We start from the raw sequence: 19,734 nt of genomic DNA, 5'->3' as shown, positions 1-19,734 counted from the left end.
GTAAATTCCTGAGTCCTTGGTGCTGAGTTTTGGATTAAAAAAGGTAAAAATAGTTTATTTTATAATGCGGAACTTTACGATAAATTAATCGCTCTGTCAAAAGACTAAATGTCAAACTTACTGTTTGCGCTATTTTTAAGTCTAAGATGCATAAGAGCGATCGCATGAAAAAATGGATATGGCTAGCGCTGTTACTCCTAGTGGTAGTTGTGGTTGTTGGTATTACAGGTACTGCCAATAATCAGTTATTAAAACAGCCTTCTTCACCGATAATTGCACAGAGTAGCCCTAATCAAAATACCCCATCGGCGTTACCTGTACCAATAGCTAAAGATTTGCAGGTGTCGGCACAAAAGTTATTTAACCATATTCAAAAGCTTAATTTTCAGCGTTATACCAACGATGAGCGATCGCGTACTCGTACTTATATTACAACTGAACTGCAAAAATTTGGCTGGAAACCCCAATTACAAAAGTTTCCTAACGGTGTAAATATCTTTGCTGAACGCCAGGGAACTAATAAACAAGCTGGTGCAATTTTAGTAGGTGCCCATTATGATACCGTTGCTGGTTCTCCTGGGGCTGATGATAACGCCAGTGGATTAGCTGTGATGCTGGAAGTTGCTAGAGTTCTTGGTGCTACTGCTACTCCGAGAACATTACAGCTAGCGTTTTTTGATTTAGAAGAAGCCGGACTTTTGGGTAGTAAAGCTTTTGTCAGCCAAAAAGCTAGGTTAAAAAATTTGCAGGGTGCGATCGTCATGGATATGGTAGGTTATGCCTGTTACACAGTCGGTTGTCAGCAGTACCCTACAGGATTACCAGTTAAACCACCCAGCGATCAAGGTGACTTTTTAGTAGTAGTTGGCGATACAGAACATTTACCTTTGCTGAATGCTTTTCAAAATTCTCAGTCTCATCCAGCGACAGCCTTAAATAAAAATGATGCCAATTTCCCAGCAGTTTTAACATTACCTATACCTTTAAAAGGGTTATTAGCACCAGACACCCTACGCAGCGATCATGCACCATTTTGGTATCAAGATATAGGTGCTGTATTAGTCACAGATACGGCTAATTTACGTAATGCTAACTATCATCAACCTAGCGATTTACCAAACACAATTGATCGTAATTTTTTTATAGGTTCAGCCCAAATTGTTCTCAACACTACGCATAAATTGTTAGAAAATGCAACGGATGGGTAGGGATTTTTCTGCCACCCCATATCACGAGTGTTATTTATTCATATATTCAAACTTTTCTCGCTTGCCCGACAGATCGCCCGCAGGCTATAAGCCACTGGCTCACGCTACAAAGCCTGCCTTTGCAGGCTTGTTTCGGTTAGCCCCACCCTTGATTGCAAGGCGGGCTATGAGTTTTGCGTTTAGGAAACTTAGGAAAGCCACTATTGAGTTAAGAATAGCCGCTACTGAGTTGAGAATAGCCGCTATTGAGTTAAGAATAGCCGCTACTGAGTTGAGAATAGCCGCTATTGAGTTAAGGAAAGCCACTATTGAGTTGAGGAAAGCCGCTATTGAGTTGAGGAAAGCCGCTATTGAGTTGAGGAAAGCCACTATTGAGTTAAGGAAAGCCACTATTGAGTTAAGGAAAGCCACTATTGAGTTGAGGAAAGCCGCTATTGAGTTGAGGATAGTGGCTTTTGTTGTTGGTTAGGAGTCGTGTAAAAGTAAGTTGAACAATTTAATTTTTGTAGTGCGGGCAGCGTTCGACTGAGCGATCACGCCGAAGTCTTGCCCGCGCGAGCAAGATGCTCGCACTACTTATTTTTACTTGATGCCTTAGCGAGTTTGCGATGCCTACGGCGGGCTTCGCCTACGCAAATGAATAAGTAGTTACACAAAATTAATTACCTTAAGCTAAAAGCTATATACGGCGCGTGTTGTACAAAAACTTTCGCCCTCATCCCCTAACCCCCCTTAAAAAAGGGGGCAAGAGAATCAAAGTCCCCCTTAAAAAGGGGGATTTAGGGGGATATAGCTACATTTTGCACTTAGCACAGAGATCTGTGTACACCGTAGCCCACCGGGAGAGGGGCTGGGGGTGAGGGCGAAACCCTTTCACCAAGCGGGTTTCACGTGTTTAAATATCAGCAGAAGGTTCTAACAACTGAACAGTAGTTTGTGGTGTTACTTTGACTGTGACTTTTTTATTAAAAGTCAGTCCGGTGTCACCTTTGTCAATCTGAATTGTGTCTCCAGAAATAAAGCTATTTTCTAGTAATTTAGTAGCGATGGGGTTTTCAATTTCCCGTTGAATTGCTCGTTTTAGGGGACGCGCACCATAAACGGGATCGTAACCTGTTTCTACTAAATAGTCACAAGCAGCAGCAGAAATTTCAAAGGATATTTTTTGCTCTTTCAGCAGATTTTCTACACGTTTCAGTTGAATATAGATAATATTCCGCATTTCTGAACGACTGAGGGTATGGAAGATCACAGGTTCATCCACACGATTGACGAATTCTGGGCGGAAGTGCGATCGCAAAGCTTCCATTACCCGATTTTGCATCATTGCATACTTGGAGTCATCACCAGATACATCGAGGATGTGTTCGCTACCGATGTTACTGGTCATCACAATCACCGTATTGCGAAAGTCTACTGTTCTACCTTGAGAATCAGTAATTCTTCCGTCCTCCAAAACTTGCAATAAAATATTGAATACATCGGGGTGAGCTTTTTCGACTTCATCCAATAACACCACAGAGTAGGGATGACGGCGCACAGCTTCGGAAAGTTGACCGCCTTCTTCATAACCAACATACCCTGGAGGCGCACCCACTAACCGAGAAACTGAGTGCTTTTCCATATACTCGGACATATCCAAGCGGATTAAAGCATCATCAGAATCGAAGAGAAACTGTGCTAAAGCGCGGGCGAGTTCGGTTTTACCTACCCCTGTAGGCCCCATAAACAAAAATGAGCCGATCGGACGGCTGGGATCTTTCATCCCCGCCCTGGCGCGACGAATGGCTGCGGCTACGGCTAATACTGCTTCTTGTTGTCCAATTACTCGTTGATGTAAATGATGTTCAAGTTGGAGTAATTTCTGTCTTTCTGACTCCATCAGGCGATTTACGGGAATTCCTGTCCATTTAGCGACGATTTCCGCAATATCGGCTTCTGTAACTTGCTCTCGTAGCAGGGTAGCGCCTGTACTTTGAATTTTTAACAGTTGTGCTTCTTTAGCTTCGCGATCGCGCTGTACTCCTTCTAATTTGCCATACTTCAATTGAGCAGCTTTATTTAGGTCATAATCTCGTTCTGCTTGCTCAATTTGTACCCTTAAAGCGTCTTCTTCTTTCTTTAAACCACTAATTGCTTCCAATAGCTGCTTTTCACCTTGCCATTGATCGTTAAATTTTTGCTGTTTAACTGTCAGAGTGCTAATTTCTTCTTCAATTCGCTGCAAACGTTCCTTGGTTTGCGGCGTACCTTTATCTTCCCCAGCTAATGACAGCTTTTCCATTTCTAGCTGCATCAGGCGACGGTCGATAGTTTCCAATTCCGCCGGTTTGGATGTAATCTCCATTTTTAACTGAGCGGCGGCTTCATCTACTAAGTCAATGGCTTTATCGGGTAAAAAGCGGTCAGAAATATAACGCGCTGATAAAGTAGCTGCGGCTACAAGTGCGGAATCAGAAATTTTGACGTTGTGATGCACTTCATAACGTTCTTTCAAACCCCGCAAAATGGAAATTGTATTTTCTACAGTGGGTTGATCGACAAATACCTGCTGAAAGCGCCGCTCTAAAGCTGCGTCTTTCTCAATGTGTTTGCGGAACTCATCTAGAGTAGTCGCGCCAATACAACGCAACTCACCCCGCGCCAACATGGGTTTAAGTAAATTTCCTGCATCCATTGACCCTTGTTGATTGGAACCTGCACCCACAACGGTGTGCAGTTCGTCAATAAATAAAACGATTTGCCCGTTTGATTCCGTAACTTCCCGGAGAACTGCTTTTAATCGGTCTTCAAATTCACCTCGGTATTTCGCACCGGCAATTAAACTACCAATATCGAGAGAAATTAGCTGACGGTTTTTTAGCGATTCGGGAACATCACCGTTTACCATGCGTTGAGCTAAAGCTTCCGCGATCGCAGTTTTCCCAACTCCCGGTTCGCCAATTAATACGGGATTATTCTTGCTACGGCGCGATAATACCTGAATAACCCGGCGAATCTCGTCATCTCGTCCAATTACTGGGTCAAGCTTGCCTAATTTTGCTTGTTCTGTCAAATCTCTGCCAAATTTTTGCAAAGCTTCATAGCGAGACTCTGGGTTTTGATCCGTAACTTTTTGACTACCACGCACAGTTTTTGTCACCGCTTCTAGCTTACTAATATCTAAATTAAAGCCTTTCAGGAGTCGCCGCCCAATCCGCTCATCCTCTGCAAAAGCCAGCAATATATGTTCTACAGAAATAAAGCCATCTTTCATCCTGACGCGATTTTCTTCAGCGCGATCGAGGAGAACATCTAAACTACGTCCTAAGTACAGTTGATCGCTTTTACCCACTCTCGGTTGTTTTTTGGTAAAAGCTTCCAGTTGCTCTTGCAAGCGAATCGGATCGACCTCAGAGCGGGCGAGAATACGTATTGCTAAACTAGTAGGTTCTTCTAACAGAGCAATAATTAAATGTTCAACATCTAGTTGCTGTTGTTGATAAGCACGAACTATATCCTGAGATTTGACAATTGCTTCCCAGGCTTTATCAGTAAATTTATTGGGATCTGTAGGTTGCATCTTGAGAATTTTCTGGTGGAGATTTCAAATTTAAGAGCCACTGTCAGGTTGACTTGGCTGACATTAGGTGGCGATTTTTACTGTATAAATTGGCGATTAGGGAGGAATAAACGCACAAAAAGCGCAATATATAGCGATGTTCTGACTGCCTGAGAAAAGGGGCTAGGGGCTAGGGGCTATGGGCTAGGGTTTTGGATTTAATGCAAAGGAAAAGCTTTATATCCTAACTTCATATTAAATATCGAAACATTATTGCCATGTATTAGCTTGTATCTGAAGTTGCAATTTAAACTTAGTAATTGATTGTAGTGCAACACATTACCTATTTTGTGAGATCTGCCTATAAGTCATGCTATCGCATAGAGTTGAGCTTTCTCACCGCATCTAGCCACTGCTGAGTAGACTCAATAAAATCACAAAAGTCATTTACAGTAAATTTGTTAATCAATTTTCAGATGAGGTTGTTAACAGCTAAATCTTTCAGTTCCATAACATAGAGATACTTTAACAAACAGCTATTTGTGGTATGAGTTTGTTTGGAGAAGTACGAAGTAATCGAAATTACTTCTCTACAATTTTTGGCGATCGCGATCGCAATGCCTGAGTCATCCAGTCTTGACTGAAAATCAGATTACTCGGAAAATTAATCTTTAGCCCCAGGCAATGCTTCGCGCTAAACTGGGCGAGCCGAATTATTTTGTGATAATTACTGCGCTACCAGTGTTTGTGATTCCTGTTTTTTCTCCTGTCCCTGAGTACCCAATTGAATCAGTTCTACTTTATACCCATCTGGATCTTCTACAAATGCAATGACGGTAGTCCCGTGCTTCATTGGGCCAGGTTCCCGCACTACCTTACCGCCACGTTTTTTGATTTCTTCACAAGTGCCATAAATATCATCTACACCAAGGGCAATATGACCGTAGGCATCACCTAAATTGTATTTTTCCACCCCCCAGTTGTAAGTTAATTCGAGAACTGTATGGTCACTTTCGTCACCATAGCCGACAAAAGCTAGCGTAAATTTCCCATCTGGATAATCTTTTCGTCGTAATAATTTCATTCCCAGGACTTCGCTGTAGAATTTCAAAGACTCTTCAAGATTGCCCACCCGTAGCATTGTATGAAGTAAGCGCATCATTAACTCCTGATTAGTTCTTTACCGATTTTAATTTGCTACGCAGGGATAAGGGGGATAAGGAGGACAAGGGGGACAAGGAAGACAATTGTAGAGACGCGATTCATCGCGTCTGCCCCATGCCCAATGCCCCATACCCAATGCCCCATGCCCAATGCCCAATGCCCATACCCAATTGTCAATCAGTTGACGTAATCACCGGAAATATTCTTTAATCTCAGCCTACAGCGTCACGTAAACGCCTATGCTAGCGATTGGGTAAATGACTGACTGTACTGTTGGCGATTGTTAAGCGATCGCATTTCTAAACAAGGAAACAAAGGATCAACCACACATGAGTACAATTTTAGATTCTGCCATTGAGGCAATTGTTGCCCGTGAAATTCTCGACTCGCGGGGTAGACCTACAGTTGAAGCAGAAGTACATTTGCTCAACGGTGCTGTAGGATTGGCACAAGTTCCTAGTGGAGCCTCTACCGGCACTTTTGAAGCCCACGAACTGCGGGATAAAGATAAAAGCCGTTATGGCGGTAAAGGCGTACTCAAAGCAGTGCAAAATGTTCAGGAGATACTGGCACCAAAGTTATTAAACTTGGATGTTCTCAACCAAGAACTCCTCGACCGGACAATGATTGCCCTAGATGGTTCTGCCAACAAAGCTAATTTGGGTGCAAACGCAATTTTGGCAGTTTCTCTCGCCGCCGCCAAAGCTGGTGCTGAATCCCTGGGAATTCCCTTATATCGCTACTTGGGCGGGCCTTTAGCGAATTTATTGCCAGTACCATTGATGAACGTGATTAACGGTGGTGCCCACGCAGCAAATAACGTAGATTTTCAAGAGTTTATGATTGTCCCAGTTGGTGCTTCTTCCTTTAAAGAAGCTTTGCGCTGGGGTGCGGAAGTATTTGCAACCCTGAGCGAGGTCTTGGATGAGAAAGGGTTACTAACTGGTGTGGGCGATGAAGGTGGCTTTGCACCAAACTTAGAATCGAATCAGGTAGCCTTGGAATTGCTAGTTGCTGCTATTGAAAAAGCAGGTTATAAACCCGGAGAACAAGTAGCCTTAGCTTTAGATGTAGCTGCTAGCGAATTTTACAAAAATGGGCAGTATGTTTACGATGGTAAACCCCATGCACCTACAGAATTTATTGACTATTTAGCCCAGTTAGTTAGCCAATACCCCATTGTCTCCATTGAAGACGGCTTACATGAAGAAGATTGGCAGAGTTGGCAATTGCTCACCCAGAAGTTAGGTTCCCAGGTGCAATTGGTAGGCGATGACTTATTTGTAACTAATGCTACCCGCTTGCAAAAAGGCATTGAACAAAAAGCCGGCAACGCCATTTTGATTAAACTCAATCAAATTGGTTCTTTGACAGAGACTTTAGAAACAATTGACCTCGCTACCCGCAACGGTTTCCGCTCAGTAATTAGCCATAGATCCGGTGAAACCGAAGACACCACCATCGCGGATTTAGCAGTTGCTACCCGTGCAGGTCAAATTAAAACAGGTTCTTTATGTCGTAGCGAAAGAGTTGCCAAATACAATCGCTTGCTGCGCATTGAAGATGAATTAGGCGATCGCGCCCTGTATGCCGGTGCAGTTGGCTTAGGGCCGAAGTAGGGGCATGGGGCTAGGGGCTAGGGACAAGGGGGACAAGGGGGACAAGGTAGGCTGTTGTAGAGACGCGATTCATCGCGTCTGCCCAATGCCCAATGCCCCATGCCCAATGCCCCATGCCCCATGCCCAATGCCCCATGCCCCATGCCCAATGCCCCATGCCCCATGCCCCATGCCCAATGCCCAATGCCCCATTACGGATAAAACCCCAACTTAGGCAACCCTAAAGTTTCATCCCAACCCATCATGATGTTTAAACACTGAATCGCTTGACCCGCTTGCCCTTTAATTAGGTTATCGATTGCTGACATCACAATCACGCGCCTGGTACGCGGGTCAACTTCTATACCGATATAGCAAAGATTGCTACCGCTTGCCCACTTAGTCTGCGGGTAGACGCCGCTTTCGCAGACTTTGACCCAAGGAGCATTACGGTAAAAAGCATTATAAATTGTTACCATATCATCCCTGACAAGACCGGGATCGCGGAGTGTGGCATATACAGTAGCCAAAATCCCGCGCACCATTGGGATGAGATGGGGTGTAAATTGAACTGTGAGTTCGTGTCCAGCCAATTCGCTACAAATTTGCTCAATTTCTGGGGTATGGCGATGACGCGCAACTCCGTATGCAGCGAGGGAGTTGTCTGCCTCAGCTAAGAGCATATTAATTTTCGCTTGTCGCCCCCCGCCAGATGTACCAGATTTAGCGTCAATAATGGCGGTTTCGGGCATAATTAAGCCCTGCTTTAAGAGTGGTGAAAGTGCTAGAAGACTAGCTGTGGGATAACAACCGGGACAGCCTACTAACTGCGCTTCGGCAATGCGATCGCGATAAAGTTCTGGTAATCCATAAACTGCTGAAGCCGCTACTTTTTGATCGCTTCTTTCGGTGCCATACCAAGTGGTGTAGGTTGCCAAATTCGTAAATCGATAATCGGCACTGAGATCCAGCACTTTAATGCCTTTTTCTATCAGTTTTGGCGTAATTTGGCAAGCCAGACCATTTGGTAAAGATAAAAATACTGCTTCACAGCGCTGGGCGATAATTTCTGCATCTACCGCTTCGATTGGCAGGTTAATTGCATGAGCCAGATGGGGGTAGAGATCCGCAAAGGGTTTACCTGCACTACTCTCACCGCCTAAATAAACTAGTTCGACTTCTGGATGATCCATCAGTAAGCGAACTAACTGTACTCCGCCATAGCCTGACGCGCCAACAATCCCAACTGGTACGCGTCCATTTTTGCCCATAATGATGAAATCCTTATCTGCTTTTGTTTATTAGTTCTTAGCTATCAACATATCAGCGACCAGATACGCAACGCGCAATAGCCACAGAATTGAGCCAGGGTATAGATGGCTGCAATCTTAATAGCAATGAGATTCTATAGTCTCACCAAAAGTCAGTTTTTGCGTTTTTTCTTCCCAGGGGTGGGAATAGCAACTGCTTGCTGACTTCAGTACATAACAAATCAAACCTTGTGAAAATGTCATATTCACAATCCCACACCTTTTATTAATGGTATGAGCTTGACAGTATACTGCCGTTAAAGACGTATTGCTGCTGCATTTGAGTAATAAACCTTAATTTTAAAGCAGAAATTTTAGTCATGATATCAATTCATTGAAAGCGGCGGGAAACTCCATCCCCTTGTGGGTGCGTAGGGTGCGCGCCCCGCCGCTTGGGGCATTGGGCATTGGGCATTGGGCATTGGTAATTTCTTCCCCATGCCCGATGCCCCATGCCCGATGCCCAAAAACTCCATCCCCGTTCGGCTGACGCTCACGGCGGAAGCCTTGTGGGTGGAGTTTTTCATTGCCAATGTACGCCTATGCCTATTAAACGAGTTACAATCTAAAAGAGGAAATTGTAAAAAAAATTTACTTTTGGTAGCTGGAATTACTCTGTGTCAAAGCCTAAGACTAAACAGCAGTCACAAGCCACTTCTTTAAACTCTAGCGATCAGAGCAATGGAATAGCTCCGCTAGAGCAAACGCTCGATCGCTCGCCTGAGTCAGAAAATGATGGCCTAGCGTCAGCTGATAACAGTAATAGTTCACCATTTAAGTTTGATTCCATTGACGCGGCTTTAGCGGATTTAAAAGCTGGTCGGGTCATCGTCGTGGTAGATGACGAAAATCGCGAAAATGAAGGCGACTTAATTTGTGCAGCCCAATTTGCGACACCCGACACCATTAATTTCATGGCAGTGGAAGCTAGGGGATTAATTTGTCTGGCAATGACAGGCGATCGCCTGGATGAACTAGACTTACCGTTGATGGTGACCAAGCTTACCGACACCAACCAGACAGCTTTTACCGTCAGCATTGACGCTGGGCCTCATTTAGGCGTCAGTACCGGGATCTCCGCCGACGATCGCGCCCGGACTATCCAGGTAGCCCTGAATCCAGCCACCAAGCCTTTAGATTTACGTCGTCCCGGTCATATTTTCCCGATTCGGGCTAAAGAGGGCGGCGTACTCAAACGCGCAGGACATACAGAAGCGGCTGTAGACTTATCTCGATTAGCAGGGTTATATCCGGCTGGGGTAATTTGTGAAATCCAAAACCCCGATGGTTCAATGGCGCGCTTACCCCAGCTAATTGAGTATGCTCGCAGTCACAATCTAAAAATTATTAGTATTGCTGACTTAATTAGTTATCGCCTCCAGCACGATCGCTTAGTTACCCGCGAAAGCATTGCTGATTTACCTACCCAGTTCGGTCACTTTAAAATCTACGCTTACCGCCATACCCTAGACAATTGCGAACATGTAGCCATTGTCAAGGGCGATCCCGCCAGCTTCAAAGACCAAGAAGTGATGGTCAGGATGCACTCAGAATGTTTAACTGGTGACGCCTTAGGTTCATTGCGCTGCGACTGTCGAATGCAATTACAAGCCGCATTAAAGATGATTGAAGCGGCTGGACAAGGTGTTGTCGTATACCTGCGTCAAGAAGGGCGAGGAATTGGTTTAATTAACAAACTCAAAGCCTATTCCTTACAAGATATGGGCTTGGATACAGTAGAAGCCAACGAGCGCTTAGGATTTGCGGCTGACCTGCGAGATTATGGTATGGGCGCGCAAATGCTCATGGATTTGGGTATCAAAAAAATCCGTTTGATTACCAATAATCCCCGGAAAATTGCAGGCGTTAAAGGCTATGGCTTAGAAGTAGTCGATCGCGTTCCGTTATTGATTGAGGCGAATGACTACAATTCTTACTACCTAGCCACCAAAGCACAGAAACTAGGTCACATGCTGCTGCAAACTTATTTAGTCACAGTAGCAATTCATTGGCAAGACGATCCCGAATCGGTGACACAACGCTATGAACGCCTAGAAAAAATTCGGAATTTGGCGAAAAATCATCACCTATTGCTACAAGAAGAAGCGCGACCATTAGCGATCGCTCTTTTTGATAAACCATCCTTAACAGTACACTTAGGTTTTGACCAACCGAAAGTAGCTGCTAGCGATTGGTATCAGCAAAAAAATCATCCTTATCTCCAAGCGATCGCCCAAATTCTCGACCATTTAGTCAGTTTACCGGAAATCCAAAAACTCGAATTCCTGATTTCAGTCGGTAACGATCCGCTAACGAATCTACAAGTTCAACTAGATCGCCAGACCTTTACAGATGGTACATTACCCTCAGCAATTTGCGATCGTTTAGAAACTCAGCAAATCTACAGCTTTAGTAATTCGTAATACCCTTCGGGAAGCCGCTTTGCGTCTACGTAATTCGTAATTCGTCATTATCATGAATTACAATTCTCCTCTTCTCTCTGTGTTCTCTGCGCCTCTGTGGTTCAATAAAATACAGCAGATTGCAACTTGGTGAGGTATAGATAATTATTAAGGGCATGGCAGTGCCATGCCCCAAAACGCCCTAAAATATGCTGTATCTTGCCTAATACTTACGAATTATCAATTAGGAAATACTTTGACGGTAAGAATGAAGTAAATAGAAAAACTTATTAAAATCAAAACTGAGCGGATCGACTCTTTGACCTGAACGATCTACAGCTTGATGAGTTGTGATGCGATCGTCAGGAACTTGGCTTTGAGCAATTAACCAAGCCAGAGAATAATATTGTGCATCAGTATAGCCACTATGCGATTGAATGCGATTATTCCCCCAAGCTTCCGGCGGTGTTTCCAATGAAACATGATAGGCAAAATTATTCACCGATGGCGGTAAATTCGGGTTAGTTTTCACCGTTTCCAAACCATCAGGCCCCTGAAATACCGAATTACCTGCACCAAAAGCCCGCTTTTCTGGTGGGATGAGATAAGCTACCGTTCCATCTCGCCTAATTAAAGTGTGATAACTCGCTTGGATATTTTCATTATCATGCGGTGTTTGAAAAAAGTTAATTGCGCTTGAGGCAGAATTACCAGTTTCATGTAGCACGATAATCGGCTGATTGCGTAATACTGCACCATAAATATCTTTGGCGTATCTTTCACCGTAGTTAGTTGGATTTACAGGTCGAACTTCATACCGAGGTTTATATTTAGCAAAAGCCGCCGTTGTTTTATACCTAGCTAAAGGCGGACTTTTTTTCACCCGTGATTTCAGCAACTCCTTTTGAGATTTACTTTCCTGAGTTTTCGCTGATTGTAATTGTGCTTTGGGATACTCACTCCATGATGTGATATCTGACATCGCGCTGGCAGTATCGCTCTGTGGTTTGGGGGATTTTCCAGCAAACAGCGCCAAAATTAGAGTGGCGAACAATAGGCAAATTAGCATAACCTTAGTCGCCCATTCTCTAAATCTCATTTTTTTATACTTATAAAACAGCTATTGTAATTTTAATATCTTGAATTTATTGAAAACTAGGTTACTAGTATACTTGTTAAACTTCCGTAATTTTGTTAAGCCAGCCTGATATTGTTTCTGAGTCAGAATTTCAGACAGTGGCCTAGAAAACCAATTGCTCAACTAACAGAAACGCTACAGCCGCACTCCCTAGAGGAACGGTTAAATTATCAATACCTAACAGGGAAACGGCTTCTAAGGCTGTAGCTACAACCGCTACTAACAGAGATATTACCCAAGTTTGCCAAATATTCCCTTGGACACCAAGCAAAATTAAACTGCTGACGAGGTAACTAACTAGAGTCATCGTCAATGAGCCTTCCCAGCTTTTTTGGGAGCCAAAAACTTTATACTTATGTTTACCAAAGCGCTGACCAATTAAAGCTGCTAATCCATCTCCCCATGTCATGACTAAAATACCTAAGGCTGCGTAATGGGGTTGTTGCAGATACCAAAAGCAACCAATGAGAATACCGAAACTAACAGCGTAGAAAAATGTCCCCAAACTTTGACGCCCAACGCTATTAATTCCTGGGAGAATCGGTAAGCGGTAGGACAATAAGGTGACTGCGCTACCTAAAATTGAAGCTGTAATGCCAAGACTAGCCGGAATATTTAACCACCAAGCTAGTAAAATCACATTACCAATGCCAATATGCGCTATCTTGCGGACAATTTCTGGATCTTTATGGTCGAGACGATTAACTGCCCAAGCGATCGCTAAAATAAACAATACCCAAACCGCAATGATCGCAATTTGTAGCCATAAAGGAGAAATTGAGTCTAAAGCAGGAAAAGTATTCACCAAAGATATTACTAGAAAGAAAAATTGGCGTCCTCATTCTACTTTATTAGATTTGGTTGCGACTATGAAAATAATATTGATTTGGCTGATTCAGGGCTACAGAATGTTTATTTCACCGTTATTTCCCCCAACCTGTCGTTTTCAGCCGACTTGTTCTATGTACACCATGCAAGCAATTGAGAGATTTGGTGCTTTGCGGGGGACTTGGATGGGAATTCGCCGCATCTTACGCTGTCATCCCTTTCATCCCGGTGGTTACGATCCAGTACCAGAGGTAGTTGAAAAAACCAAAGATTGCTGCTGATGGTTCATTTGATGAATTTTGATTTAACCTCGTCCATTTTGAAACCAGGAGTAGTGCGGGCAGCATTCGACTGAGCGCTCACGCCGAAGTCTTGCCCGCTACTACCACCAGGGAGCAAGATGCTCCCACTACTTTTAAAACTATGGTTCTCAAAATAGATGTGGTTTTGTTTCTATATCCCCGACTTTTAGAAAAAATCGGGGAGCTAATTAGCACTCTCAATCTAAAATCTAAAATCTAAAATCCAAAATCCAAAATAGCGAATGAGACCCTATCATCAAATAGAAATCTGCGAATGTGGTGAACCATTAGTAGAGATTCCTTTAAAACTATTTGCTGTGGAATCTCCCCATCCCTATGAAAAATTAGGCGCACCTTATGGAGTACATTCTCCCTATTATTTGCGGCAGATTGTGGTAGAAAATTTAATTCAAGCGCAAAATTACCTCCAATTACTGCGTCCTCATTGGTACATTCAAATATTTGATGCTTATCGTCCGGTAGCTGTGCAGCAGTTTATGGTCGATTATAGTTTTGCACAAGCCTTAAATGAGAGAGGATTAACTGAAGCGGAGTTATCGCCAACCCAACGCCAAGAAATTTGGGAATTAGTTTATCAAATTTGGGCGGCTCCTAGCTTAGATGAAAAAACGCCCCCACCTCATAGTACAGGTGCAGCAATAGATGTGACTTTGGTAAACGAGCAAGGACAAATTGTTGATATGGGTTCGCCAATTGATGAAATGTCAGCGCGATCGCTTCCTGATTACTATGCTAATAATCAAGATCCACAAGCACAGCAATATCATGCGCATCGTCAGTTATTATGCGATGTCATGTTAAAAGCTGGTTTTCAACGCAACCCTAGAGAATGGTGGCATTTTTCCTTTGGCGATCAAATGTGGGCTTGGTTGTGTAATCAATCCAACCCAAACAATTCTTTTACATCTCGCTATGGGCGGCTGAAAATAGATGCATAAAAGTAGGGCGTTGCAATGAAAATAGTGGCGATGGCTGTCATTTGTCATTTGTCATTTGTCAGAGACGCGATTCATCGCGTCTGTACAATTGGCTTCTGTCCCCCTTGTCCTCCTTGTATCCCTGTTCCCCTTAACCACTGAGGAGGTTTTTTGAAACAGCGTTCATTTGGCTTAAAAGCAATTGTTTTTTATAAAGCTTTTACTGCTTCACTATTGATGGTTACTTCTATAGCTTTGTTATTTGCCTTAAAAAATTATCAATATCTGGAAGAATTTTCTCAAGATTATGTTTTAGAAGGTAAAGCCAGAATTATTGATTGGATTGTGGAAAAAATTCTTAACTTTAATCCTAAAACTTTAGCTTTTAGCGGGATTGGTGCGGGTATTTATGCAATTGTTACTGCCATTGAAGCTATTGGTTTATGGTATGAAAAGCAATGGGCACATATTTTAGTATTAGTCCTCGTCGGTATCAGTATTCCACCAGAAATTTATGAACTAATTCGGGGAATATCCCCCATTAAATTAATTGTATTTATAATTAACGTAGTGGTTTTCTGGTATTTATTTCGTAATTTTCCTAAGCATAAATAATCAATTAAAAAAGTCTGTAATTTTGAATTTTGAATTTTGAATTGTTAACTTCTCCCCTTCTGCCATCTGCCCTCTGCCTTTCTTCACTCACAATTATTTTTGCAAAAGCGCGATCGCACAATGCATAATTTTAACTTCATTGACAATCCGCTCTAACTCTGTAGAAAGGGTAGTTTGTTCGCGCACAGCTTGTAAGGTGGGGGTTACAGCATAAGGATTTGTGGCTATTTCTGATATCCGCACTGTATGTAGCTGTTCAATTTCATTGTGAATTGCTTCGAGATAACTATCTAGTTCTGGTAAGGGTTGTGGTGGCTGTTGCTGTTGCAGTGCTTGGGCTAAGTTCTCTAAAACTTGGATAATCGCATCAGCTAATCGCTTGAGTTCAGTAAATTGATAATCGCCGCTAAATTCTTGTAAATGTTCGCCTAAGGTTGTCACTGAACTAAAAAAAGCGCGAATATAAATCATTAGCGTCATTACAGGTTCGATTTCACCCTGAACGTGACGAGGTTCGCTAAATAATCTTTGTGCAGCCGCCTCAGCATTGGCGTTTTCTATGGCAGCTTGATGGCGTAGCTTGTTAATAGCATCAGCAGTATCTTGTCGAGAATTGAGATAATTAGCAATGACTTGTTGAAAGTAGACAAGATTTGCACGTATGGTTTTTTCTAGTTGGGTGGGGAGTTGCTGACGTTCCCAACGGGGAAACAACAAATAACTACCCAGCAGTACTAATACTCCCCCAGCAAGGGTATCAACAATCCGTAATACTCCAATCTGCCAGCCACCTGTACTAATAACATTCAGTAACAGAATGATTACGGGAGTCTGCATCATAGTAAATAGGCTGTAGCTTAACGATCGCACTGACATCGCCGTAAACATCAGCAGCAAAATCCAAATTGCGATCGCCACGGGATTCTTGATTAGTAAAACTAGAGCAATACCAATTATCCCACCGATGAGAGTCCCCAGAACTCTTTGCACTGTTGTCTGGGTAGTTCCGCCAAAATTCGGTTTAAGTGCAACTACGGCTGTTAGGGTTACCCAATAGCCTGTGGGAAATTGCAATATTGAGGCTACTAATTCGGCAATTGTGGTAATTAATGCTAGGCGTAAGGCGTGACGAAACAAAACTGAATCAAAATTAAGATTATCCCGCAGCGTGTTTATCCAAGAAAATCCCTCTGATGGCTGTGGAGGTGAAATTTCTCGGCAAATATGGCTATGGCGTTTTCCTGTACGCAAATTTGCCACAATCTCAGCATCGGTATGAAGCTGTTGAGTCAGCTTTGTCAGACTAGTTGCAATCTTCCGTAAGTTAACTAAATCCGCATATTCATCTGTGTGCAGATCGTTTGTTCGATTAACAACTTGACTGCGCAATATTAACCATTGATGTTCTAATGCTTCAATCTTTCGATCCAAATCTCCCAGGTGAACTGAAGTTCTACCTTTAACAATTGCTACTGAGAGAGTTTGTAGTGCAATTGCTAACTCTGTCATTACTTGCCAAATTTCCGACTGTAACCGAGAAAATAACGGACTTGGTGAAGCGATCGCTAATAATTCTACCTCAGCCACCACAGAATTAATAATTTGGTTGGCATCCTCAATTAAAATTAGTAACTGATTTCCCCGTAAATTCACTGTTTTTTGTCTAGTCCACACAGATGCCCAATTATTCCGCGCATCAGTTAAATCTTGTGTCACAGTATCCTGCGCTTGCAAAAATTGTTGTGCCCAATTTTGCATATCTTCCGGATTTAACACTCTCTGGCTGGCTAATTCCAAGAATTTACTCAATGAGAGGTAACATTTAGCAACAGACTCCATCACGGGTGTGTAAGGGCGTATCGTCCACAACCCTAAAGACAGCACCATTGCCCAAATTCCCCCAGCCAGAGATAACAAACATTGCCACAACACAGCAGATAAATCGGGAAATGAAGCAAATTTCGCCAGCGATACCACATACATAATCGAAATTACCAAGCTGACAGAAGCCGCCACACTGCCAAACAGCCCCGCTAAACCTGCGAGAAAGATGACAATGAATGTTGTGGGAAGCGCTAACCAAATAGTGCTGCTGACTAAATTTGCTAACAGGAACGCTACAGTTACCCCAATAGTTGCAGCCATCATCGCCGTGGCTTTTTGACGATACGCACCGCCCACATCTACCATATTCACGAACATCGCCGCCATAACTGCGATCGCACTAGCTGCACCATGACCTGTTATAATTCCGACAGCAATCGGCACACCTAGCGCCAAAATAGTCCGCAATCCGTAGACAAATGCTGGCTTACCCGGCTTGAGTTGAAACTGCTGTAACAGCCAACTAAAAGAACCTAGATTTGTAGATGGCATTATTGAGGCTGGGGATTGTGGGAAACAACTAAAGCGCGATCGCTTCTTCAAGAATTGTACCTAGTGGAAGAAGGCAGGAGGCAAACGGCAGATGGCAGAAGCTAAGAAAAGTTTGGCAGTTACAGCTTTGAACATGAATTTTTGAGAAAAAAGAGTGACAATTCGAGTTGTGAACACCATCGTTCAAGTTCTGAACACGGAAGTTGCAGCTTTGAACATGAATTGTCGAGCAAAAAAGGCGAATGTTTGACTGGCGAACACCATTGTTCAGGCTCAGAACTCGGAAGTTGCAGTTTTAAACAAGAATTGTCGAGTAAAAAAGGCGATCGCTTAAGTTCTGAACACGGAAGTTGCAGCTTTGAACATGAATTATCGAGTAAAAAGGGCGATTCCTTGACTTTTAACCCTCTTCAATCGGCAAACATCTCAGCCAAGATATCAAGAACTGCTCTTTGCTCATCAGAACTAATCGTACCGAGACGATTAATTAATCGAGTTTTATCTACTGTGCGAATTTGATCGAGAACAATCTGCCCATCTTTGTCTTGAAAGCGACAAGCTATCCTTGTGGGATATGGCTGACCTTTTGTAGTCATAGGTGCAACAATGACCGTAGCAATATGACGGTTCATCTCGTCTGGTGAAATCACTACACAGGGAAGTGTTTTCTTAATTTCAGTGCCAATAGTGGGATCGAGATTAACAAGGAACACATCAAAACGCTTGACTACCATTGCCATTCAGTCCGATCCCAGTCTGTTGTATTAACCTCATCTAAGAGAACATCATCGTGCCGTTCTGCCATTGCGGCAAAAGCTTCGTCCCACCCAACTCGTAATTGTGGTGCTGGACGAAGAATTAAGCGATCGCCATGAACCTCAATTTCCACCTCTGTACTAATACCACTTTGCTCTAACAGAGGTTTAGGAATACGAATACCTTGAGAATTACCGATTTTCACTATTCTGGTTCTAATAGCTGCGCCCATGTTGAGGTCACTTTGGAAATAATGGTAATTACATTGTAGATACAAGTTAATAAATTCTCAACAACAGCAAACAAAAAAGCGATCGCGGCATAAATTTTTTCTCTAACATCCTTTACCCCAAATCTCTCAGGAAAAATTTCTGATGAAAAAACTGATCTCCTTAGAGAAGAAACCAGGATAATGAAGCATAATTAACCTTTATAGCTTTGAATTACCAGCCACAAGCAAGCAGCTAAAATGCTGATTACTCAAAGCTTTCGATTCAACTCCACAAATTGACTATGAATCCAGAATCAGTCAAAAATTCTCTTAATATTTCGCCAGCGATACGAGTAGGAGTACTGGGTTTCGGCGGACTCGGACAAGCAGCCGCCAAGGTACTTGCTGGTAAACGGGAAATGATTTTAGTAGCAGTAGCAGATCAAAAAGGCTTTGCTTATGCTGCTGAAGGTTTAGATATCAAAGAATGTATTGCCACCTACCAATCTCAAGGTTCGGTGGGTTATTTAGAGCCAGTTGGGACTTTAACAAACAACAGTATTCAAGATTTAATCGATACTCAGCAACCTGTAGATGGGTATTTTCTGGCTTTACCCAATTTACCCAACGATTTTATTCCCTCTGTTGCCAAACAATTTATCGCCGCAGGTTGGCAGGGGGTACTTGTGGATGCAATTAAGCGCACCAGTGCAGTTGAACAACTACTGGCGATGAAAGCAGAACTGCAAGCCGCAGGTATCACCTACATGACAGGATGTGGCGCGACACCGGGATTATTAACAGCCGCAGCCGCCTTAGCCGCCCAAAGCTACGCCGAAATTCACAAAGTTGAAATTACCTTTGGGGTAGGAATTGCCAATTGGGAAGCTTACCGCGCTACCGTTCGTGAAGATATTGGACACATGCCTGGTTATTCAGTAGAAGCAGCTAGGGCAATGAGTGATGCGGAAGTAGAAGCCCTACTAGATAAGACTAATGGCGTGCTGACCTTAGAGAACATGGAACACGCCGATGATATTATGCTAGAGGTAGCAGGGATAGTAGGACGCGATCGCGTCACAGTTGGTGGTGTAGTAGATACGCGCAATCCTAAAAAACCCCTCAGCACCAACGTTAAAGTTACAGGACGCACCTTTGAAGGTAAAATTTCCACTCATACCTTTACTTTAGGTGATGAAACCAGTATGGCAGCCAATGTCTGCGGCCCTGCCTTTGGTTATCTCAAAGCCGGTCGGCAATTGCACCAACGCAGCATCTATGGAATCTTTACTGCTGCTGAAATTATGCCGCAATTTGTCAAATAAAGGGCATGGGGCATAGGGCAAT

Annotated in this window: 16 protein-coding genes; 8 read left to right on the top strand and 8 right to left on the bottom strand. The window is 43.2% G+C overall.

Features of this window, described 5'->3' with window-relative positions; all coding sequences use genetic code 11:
* The first annotated feature begins 164 nt into the window (after nt 1-164).
* Together AACW45_RS00505 and AACW45_RS00500 are read left to right on the top strand one after the other, a co-directional pair.
* Nucleotides 165-1,208 carry a M28 family peptidase gene (locus tag AACW45_RS00505; protein WP_190627455.1) on the top strand — a complete coding sequence of 348 codons (1,044 nt, stop codon included), beginning with the start codon at nt 165-167 and terminating at the stop codon, nt 1,206-1,208.
* A 166-nt stretch (nt 1,209-1,374) separates the two neighbouring features.
* Nucleotides 1,375-1,677: a hypothetical protein gene (locus AACW45_RS00500; RefSeq protein WP_242045424.1), complete on the top strand. Its 303-nt coding sequence runs from the start codon at nt 1,375-1,377 to the stop codon at nt 1,675-1,677.
* 426 nt (nt 1,678-2,103) lie between these two features.
* On the opposite strand, the gene clpB is transcribed toward AACW45_RS00500, so the two are convergent.
* Nucleotides 2,104-4,770, bottom strand: a complete 2,667-nt coding sequence (gene clpB / locus AACW45_RS00495; protein ID WP_190626596.1) for an ATP-dependent chaperone ClpB — start codon at nt 4,768-4,770, stop codon at nt 2,104-2,106.
* Between the two features lie 706 nt (nt 4,771-5,476).
* Nucleotides 5,477-5,908, bottom strand: a complete 432-nt coding sequence (gloA, locus tag AACW45_RS00490; RefSeq protein ID WP_096647740.1) for a lactoylglutathione lyase — start codon at nt 5,906-5,908, stop codon at nt 5,477-5,479.
* Between the two features lie 334 nt (nt 5,909-6,242).
* Between gloA and eno the strand changes: the two genes are divergently transcribed.
* Nucleotides 6,243-7,532, top strand: coding sequence for a phosphopyruvate hydratase (gene eno / locus AACW45_RS00485; RefSeq protein WP_190626592.1), 1,290 nt, complete (start codon nt 6,243-6,245; stop codon nt 7,530-7,532).
* Nucleotides 7,533-7,723: 191 nt separating this feature from the next.
* Here the strand turns inward: eno and argC are convergent, their stop codons facing one another.
* Nucleotides 7,724-8,782: an N-acetyl-gamma-glutamyl-phosphate reductase gene (gene argC / locus AACW45_RS00480; protein ID WP_190626590.1), complete on the bottom strand. Its 1,059-nt coding sequence runs from the start codon at nt 8,780-8,782 to the stop codon at nt 7,724-7,726.
* 656 nt (nt 8,783-9,438) lie between these two features.
* Here argC and ribBA point away from each other — a divergent pair.
* Nucleotides 9,439-11,244, top strand: a complete 1,806-nt coding sequence (ribBA, locus tag AACW45_RS00475; RefSeq protein WP_190626588.1) for a bifunctional 3,4-dihydroxy-2-butanone-4-phosphate synthase/GTP cyclohydrolase II — start codon at nt 9,439-9,441, stop codon at nt 11,242-11,244.
* A gap of 223 nt (nt 11,245-11,467) precedes the next feature.
* Here the strand turns inward: ribBA and AACW45_RS00470 are convergent, their stop codons facing one another.
* Nucleotides 11,468-12,322, bottom strand: a complete 855-nt coding sequence (locus tag AACW45_RS00470; protein WP_190626586.1) for a peptidoglycan recognition protein family protein — start codon at nt 12,320-12,322, stop codon at nt 11,468-11,470.
* A 142-nt stretch (nt 12,323-12,464) separates the two neighbouring features.
* Nucleotides 12,465-13,166 carry a diacylglycerol/polyprenol kinase family protein gene (locus AACW45_RS00465; RefSeq protein ID WP_373461993.1) on the bottom strand — a complete coding sequence of 234 codons (702 nt, stop codon included), beginning with the start codon at nt 13,164-13,166 and terminating at the stop codon, nt 12,465-12,467.
* 64 nt (nt 13,167-13,230) lie between these two features.
* Here AACW45_RS00465 and yidD point away from each other — a divergent pair, with 64 nt between their 5' ends.
* The 3 genes from yidD to AACW45_RS00450 all read left to right on the top strand — a co-directional run bounded on the left by yidD (nt 13,231) and on the right by AACW45_RS00450 (nt 15,044).
* The gene (yidD, locus tag AACW45_RS00460; RefSeq protein ID WP_096644164.1) at nt 13,231-13,470 is read left to right on the top strand and encodes a membrane protein insertion efficiency factor YidD; all 240 of its coding nucleotides are present in this window, start codon (nt 13,231-13,233) and stop codon (nt 13,468-13,470) included.
* Nucleotides 13,471-13,733: 263 nt separating this feature from the next.
* Nucleotides 13,734-14,450 carry a M15 family metallopeptidase gene (locus AACW45_RS00455; protein ID WP_190626583.1) on the top strand — a complete coding sequence of 239 codons (717 nt, stop codon included), beginning with the start codon at nt 13,734-13,736 and terminating at the stop codon, nt 14,448-14,450.
* A gap of 150 nt (nt 14,451-14,600) precedes the next feature.
* Nucleotides 14,601-15,044 carry a DUF2127 domain-containing protein gene (locus AACW45_RS00450; protein ID WP_190626581.1) on the top strand — a complete coding sequence of 148 codons (444 nt, stop codon included), beginning with the start codon at nt 14,601-14,603 and terminating at the stop codon, nt 15,042-15,044.
* 93 nt (nt 15,045-15,137) lie between these two features.
* Here AACW45_RS00450 and AACW45_RS00445 read toward each other — a convergent pair whose 3' ends face one another.
* The 3 genes from AACW45_RS00445 to AACW45_RS00435 form a co-directional block, all read right to left on the bottom strand.
* Nucleotides 15,138-17,420, bottom strand: coding sequence for an FUSC family protein (locus AACW45_RS00445; RefSeq protein WP_190626580.1), 2,283 nt, complete (start codon nt 17,418-17,420; stop codon nt 15,138-15,140).
* Nucleotides 17,421-17,830: 410 nt separating this feature from the next.
* A complete protein-coding gene (locus AACW45_RS00440) occupies nt 17,831-18,154 on the bottom strand; it encodes a type II toxin-antitoxin system PemK/MazF family toxin (RefSeq protein ID WP_199330848.1) in 324 nt (107 codons plus the stop codon).
* Nucleotides 18,148-18,408 carry an AbrB/MazE/SpoVT family DNA-binding domain-containing protein gene (locus AACW45_RS00435; RefSeq protein ID WP_190626576.1) on the bottom strand — a complete coding sequence of 87 codons (261 nt, stop codon included), beginning with the start codon at nt 18,406-18,408 and terminating at the stop codon, nt 18,148-18,150. Before AACW45_RS00435 ends, AACW45_RS00440 begins: the two co-directional genes overlap by 7 nt.
* A gap of 281 nt (nt 18,409-18,689) precedes the next feature.
* Between AACW45_RS00435 and bioU the strand changes: the two genes are divergently transcribed.
* Nucleotides 18,690-19,712 (top strand): (S)-8-amino-7-oxononanoate synthase BioU, encoded by a 1,023-nt coding sequence (gene bioU / locus AACW45_RS00430; RefSeq protein ID WP_190626574.1) that lies wholly within the window; start codon nt 18,690-18,692, stop codon nt 19,710-19,712.
* Nucleotides 19,713-19,734 lie beyond the last annotated feature (22 nt).

Source organism: Calothrix sp. FACHB-168 (assembly GCF_963889195.1).
In the GTDB taxonomy this organism is placed as follows: Bacteria; Cyanobacteriota; Cyanobacteriia; order Cyanobacteriales; family Nostocaceae; genus Aulosira; species Aulosira anomala_A.
This window is presented reverse-complemented; position numbering and strand designations above follow the sequence as displayed.

Bases quoted from the DNA above. Each gene is read 5' to 3' on its own strand.
- AACW45_RS00505 (WP_190627455.1), top strand. From the start codon at position 165: ATGAAAAAATGGATATGGCTAGCGCTGTTACTCCTAGTGGTAGTTGTG.
- AACW45_RS00500 (WP_242045424.1), top strand. From the start codon at position 1,375: ATGAGTTTTGCGTTTAGGAAACTTAGGAAAGCCACTATTGAGTTAAGA.
- clpB (WP_190626596.1), bottom strand. From the start codon at position 4,770: ATGCAACCTACAGATCCCAATAAATTTACTGATAAAGCCTGGGAAGCA.
- gloA (WP_096647740.1), bottom strand. From the start codon at position 5,908: ATGCGCTTACTTCATACAATGCTACGGGTGGGCAATCTTGAAGAGTCT.
- eno (WP_190626592.1), top strand. From the start codon at position 6,243: ATGAGTACAATTTTAGATTCTGCCATTGAGGCAATTGTTGCCCGTGAA.
- argC (WP_190626590.1), bottom strand. From the start codon at position 8,782: ATGGGCAAAAATGGACGCGTACCAGTTGGGATTGTTGGCGCGTCAGGC.
- AACW45_RS00470 (WP_190626586.1), bottom strand. From the start codon at position 12,322: ATGAGATTTAGAGAATGGGCGACTAAGGTTATGCTAATTTGCCTATTG.
- yidD (WP_096644164.1), top strand. From the start codon at position 13,231: ATGAAAATAATATTGATTTGGCTGATTCAGGGCTACAGAATGTTTATT.
- AACW45_RS00455 (WP_190626583.1), top strand. From the start codon at position 13,734: ATGAGACCCTATCATCAAATAGAAATCTGCGAATGTGGTGAACCATTA.
- AACW45_RS00445 (WP_190626580.1), bottom strand. From the start codon at position 17,420: ATGCCATCTACAAATCTAGGTTCTTTTAGTTGGCTGTTACAGCAGTTT.
- AACW45_RS00440 (WP_199330848.1), bottom strand. From the start codon at position 18,154: ATGGTAGTCAAGCGTTTTGATGTGTTCCTTGTTAATCTCGATCCCACT.
- AACW45_RS00435 (WP_190626576.1), bottom strand. From the start codon at position 18,408: ATGGGCGCAGCTATTAGAACCAGAATAGTGAAAATCGGTAATTCTCAA.
- bioU (WP_190626574.1), top strand. From the start codon at position 18,690: ATGAATCCAGAATCAGTCAAAAATTCTCTTAATATTTCGCCAGCGATA.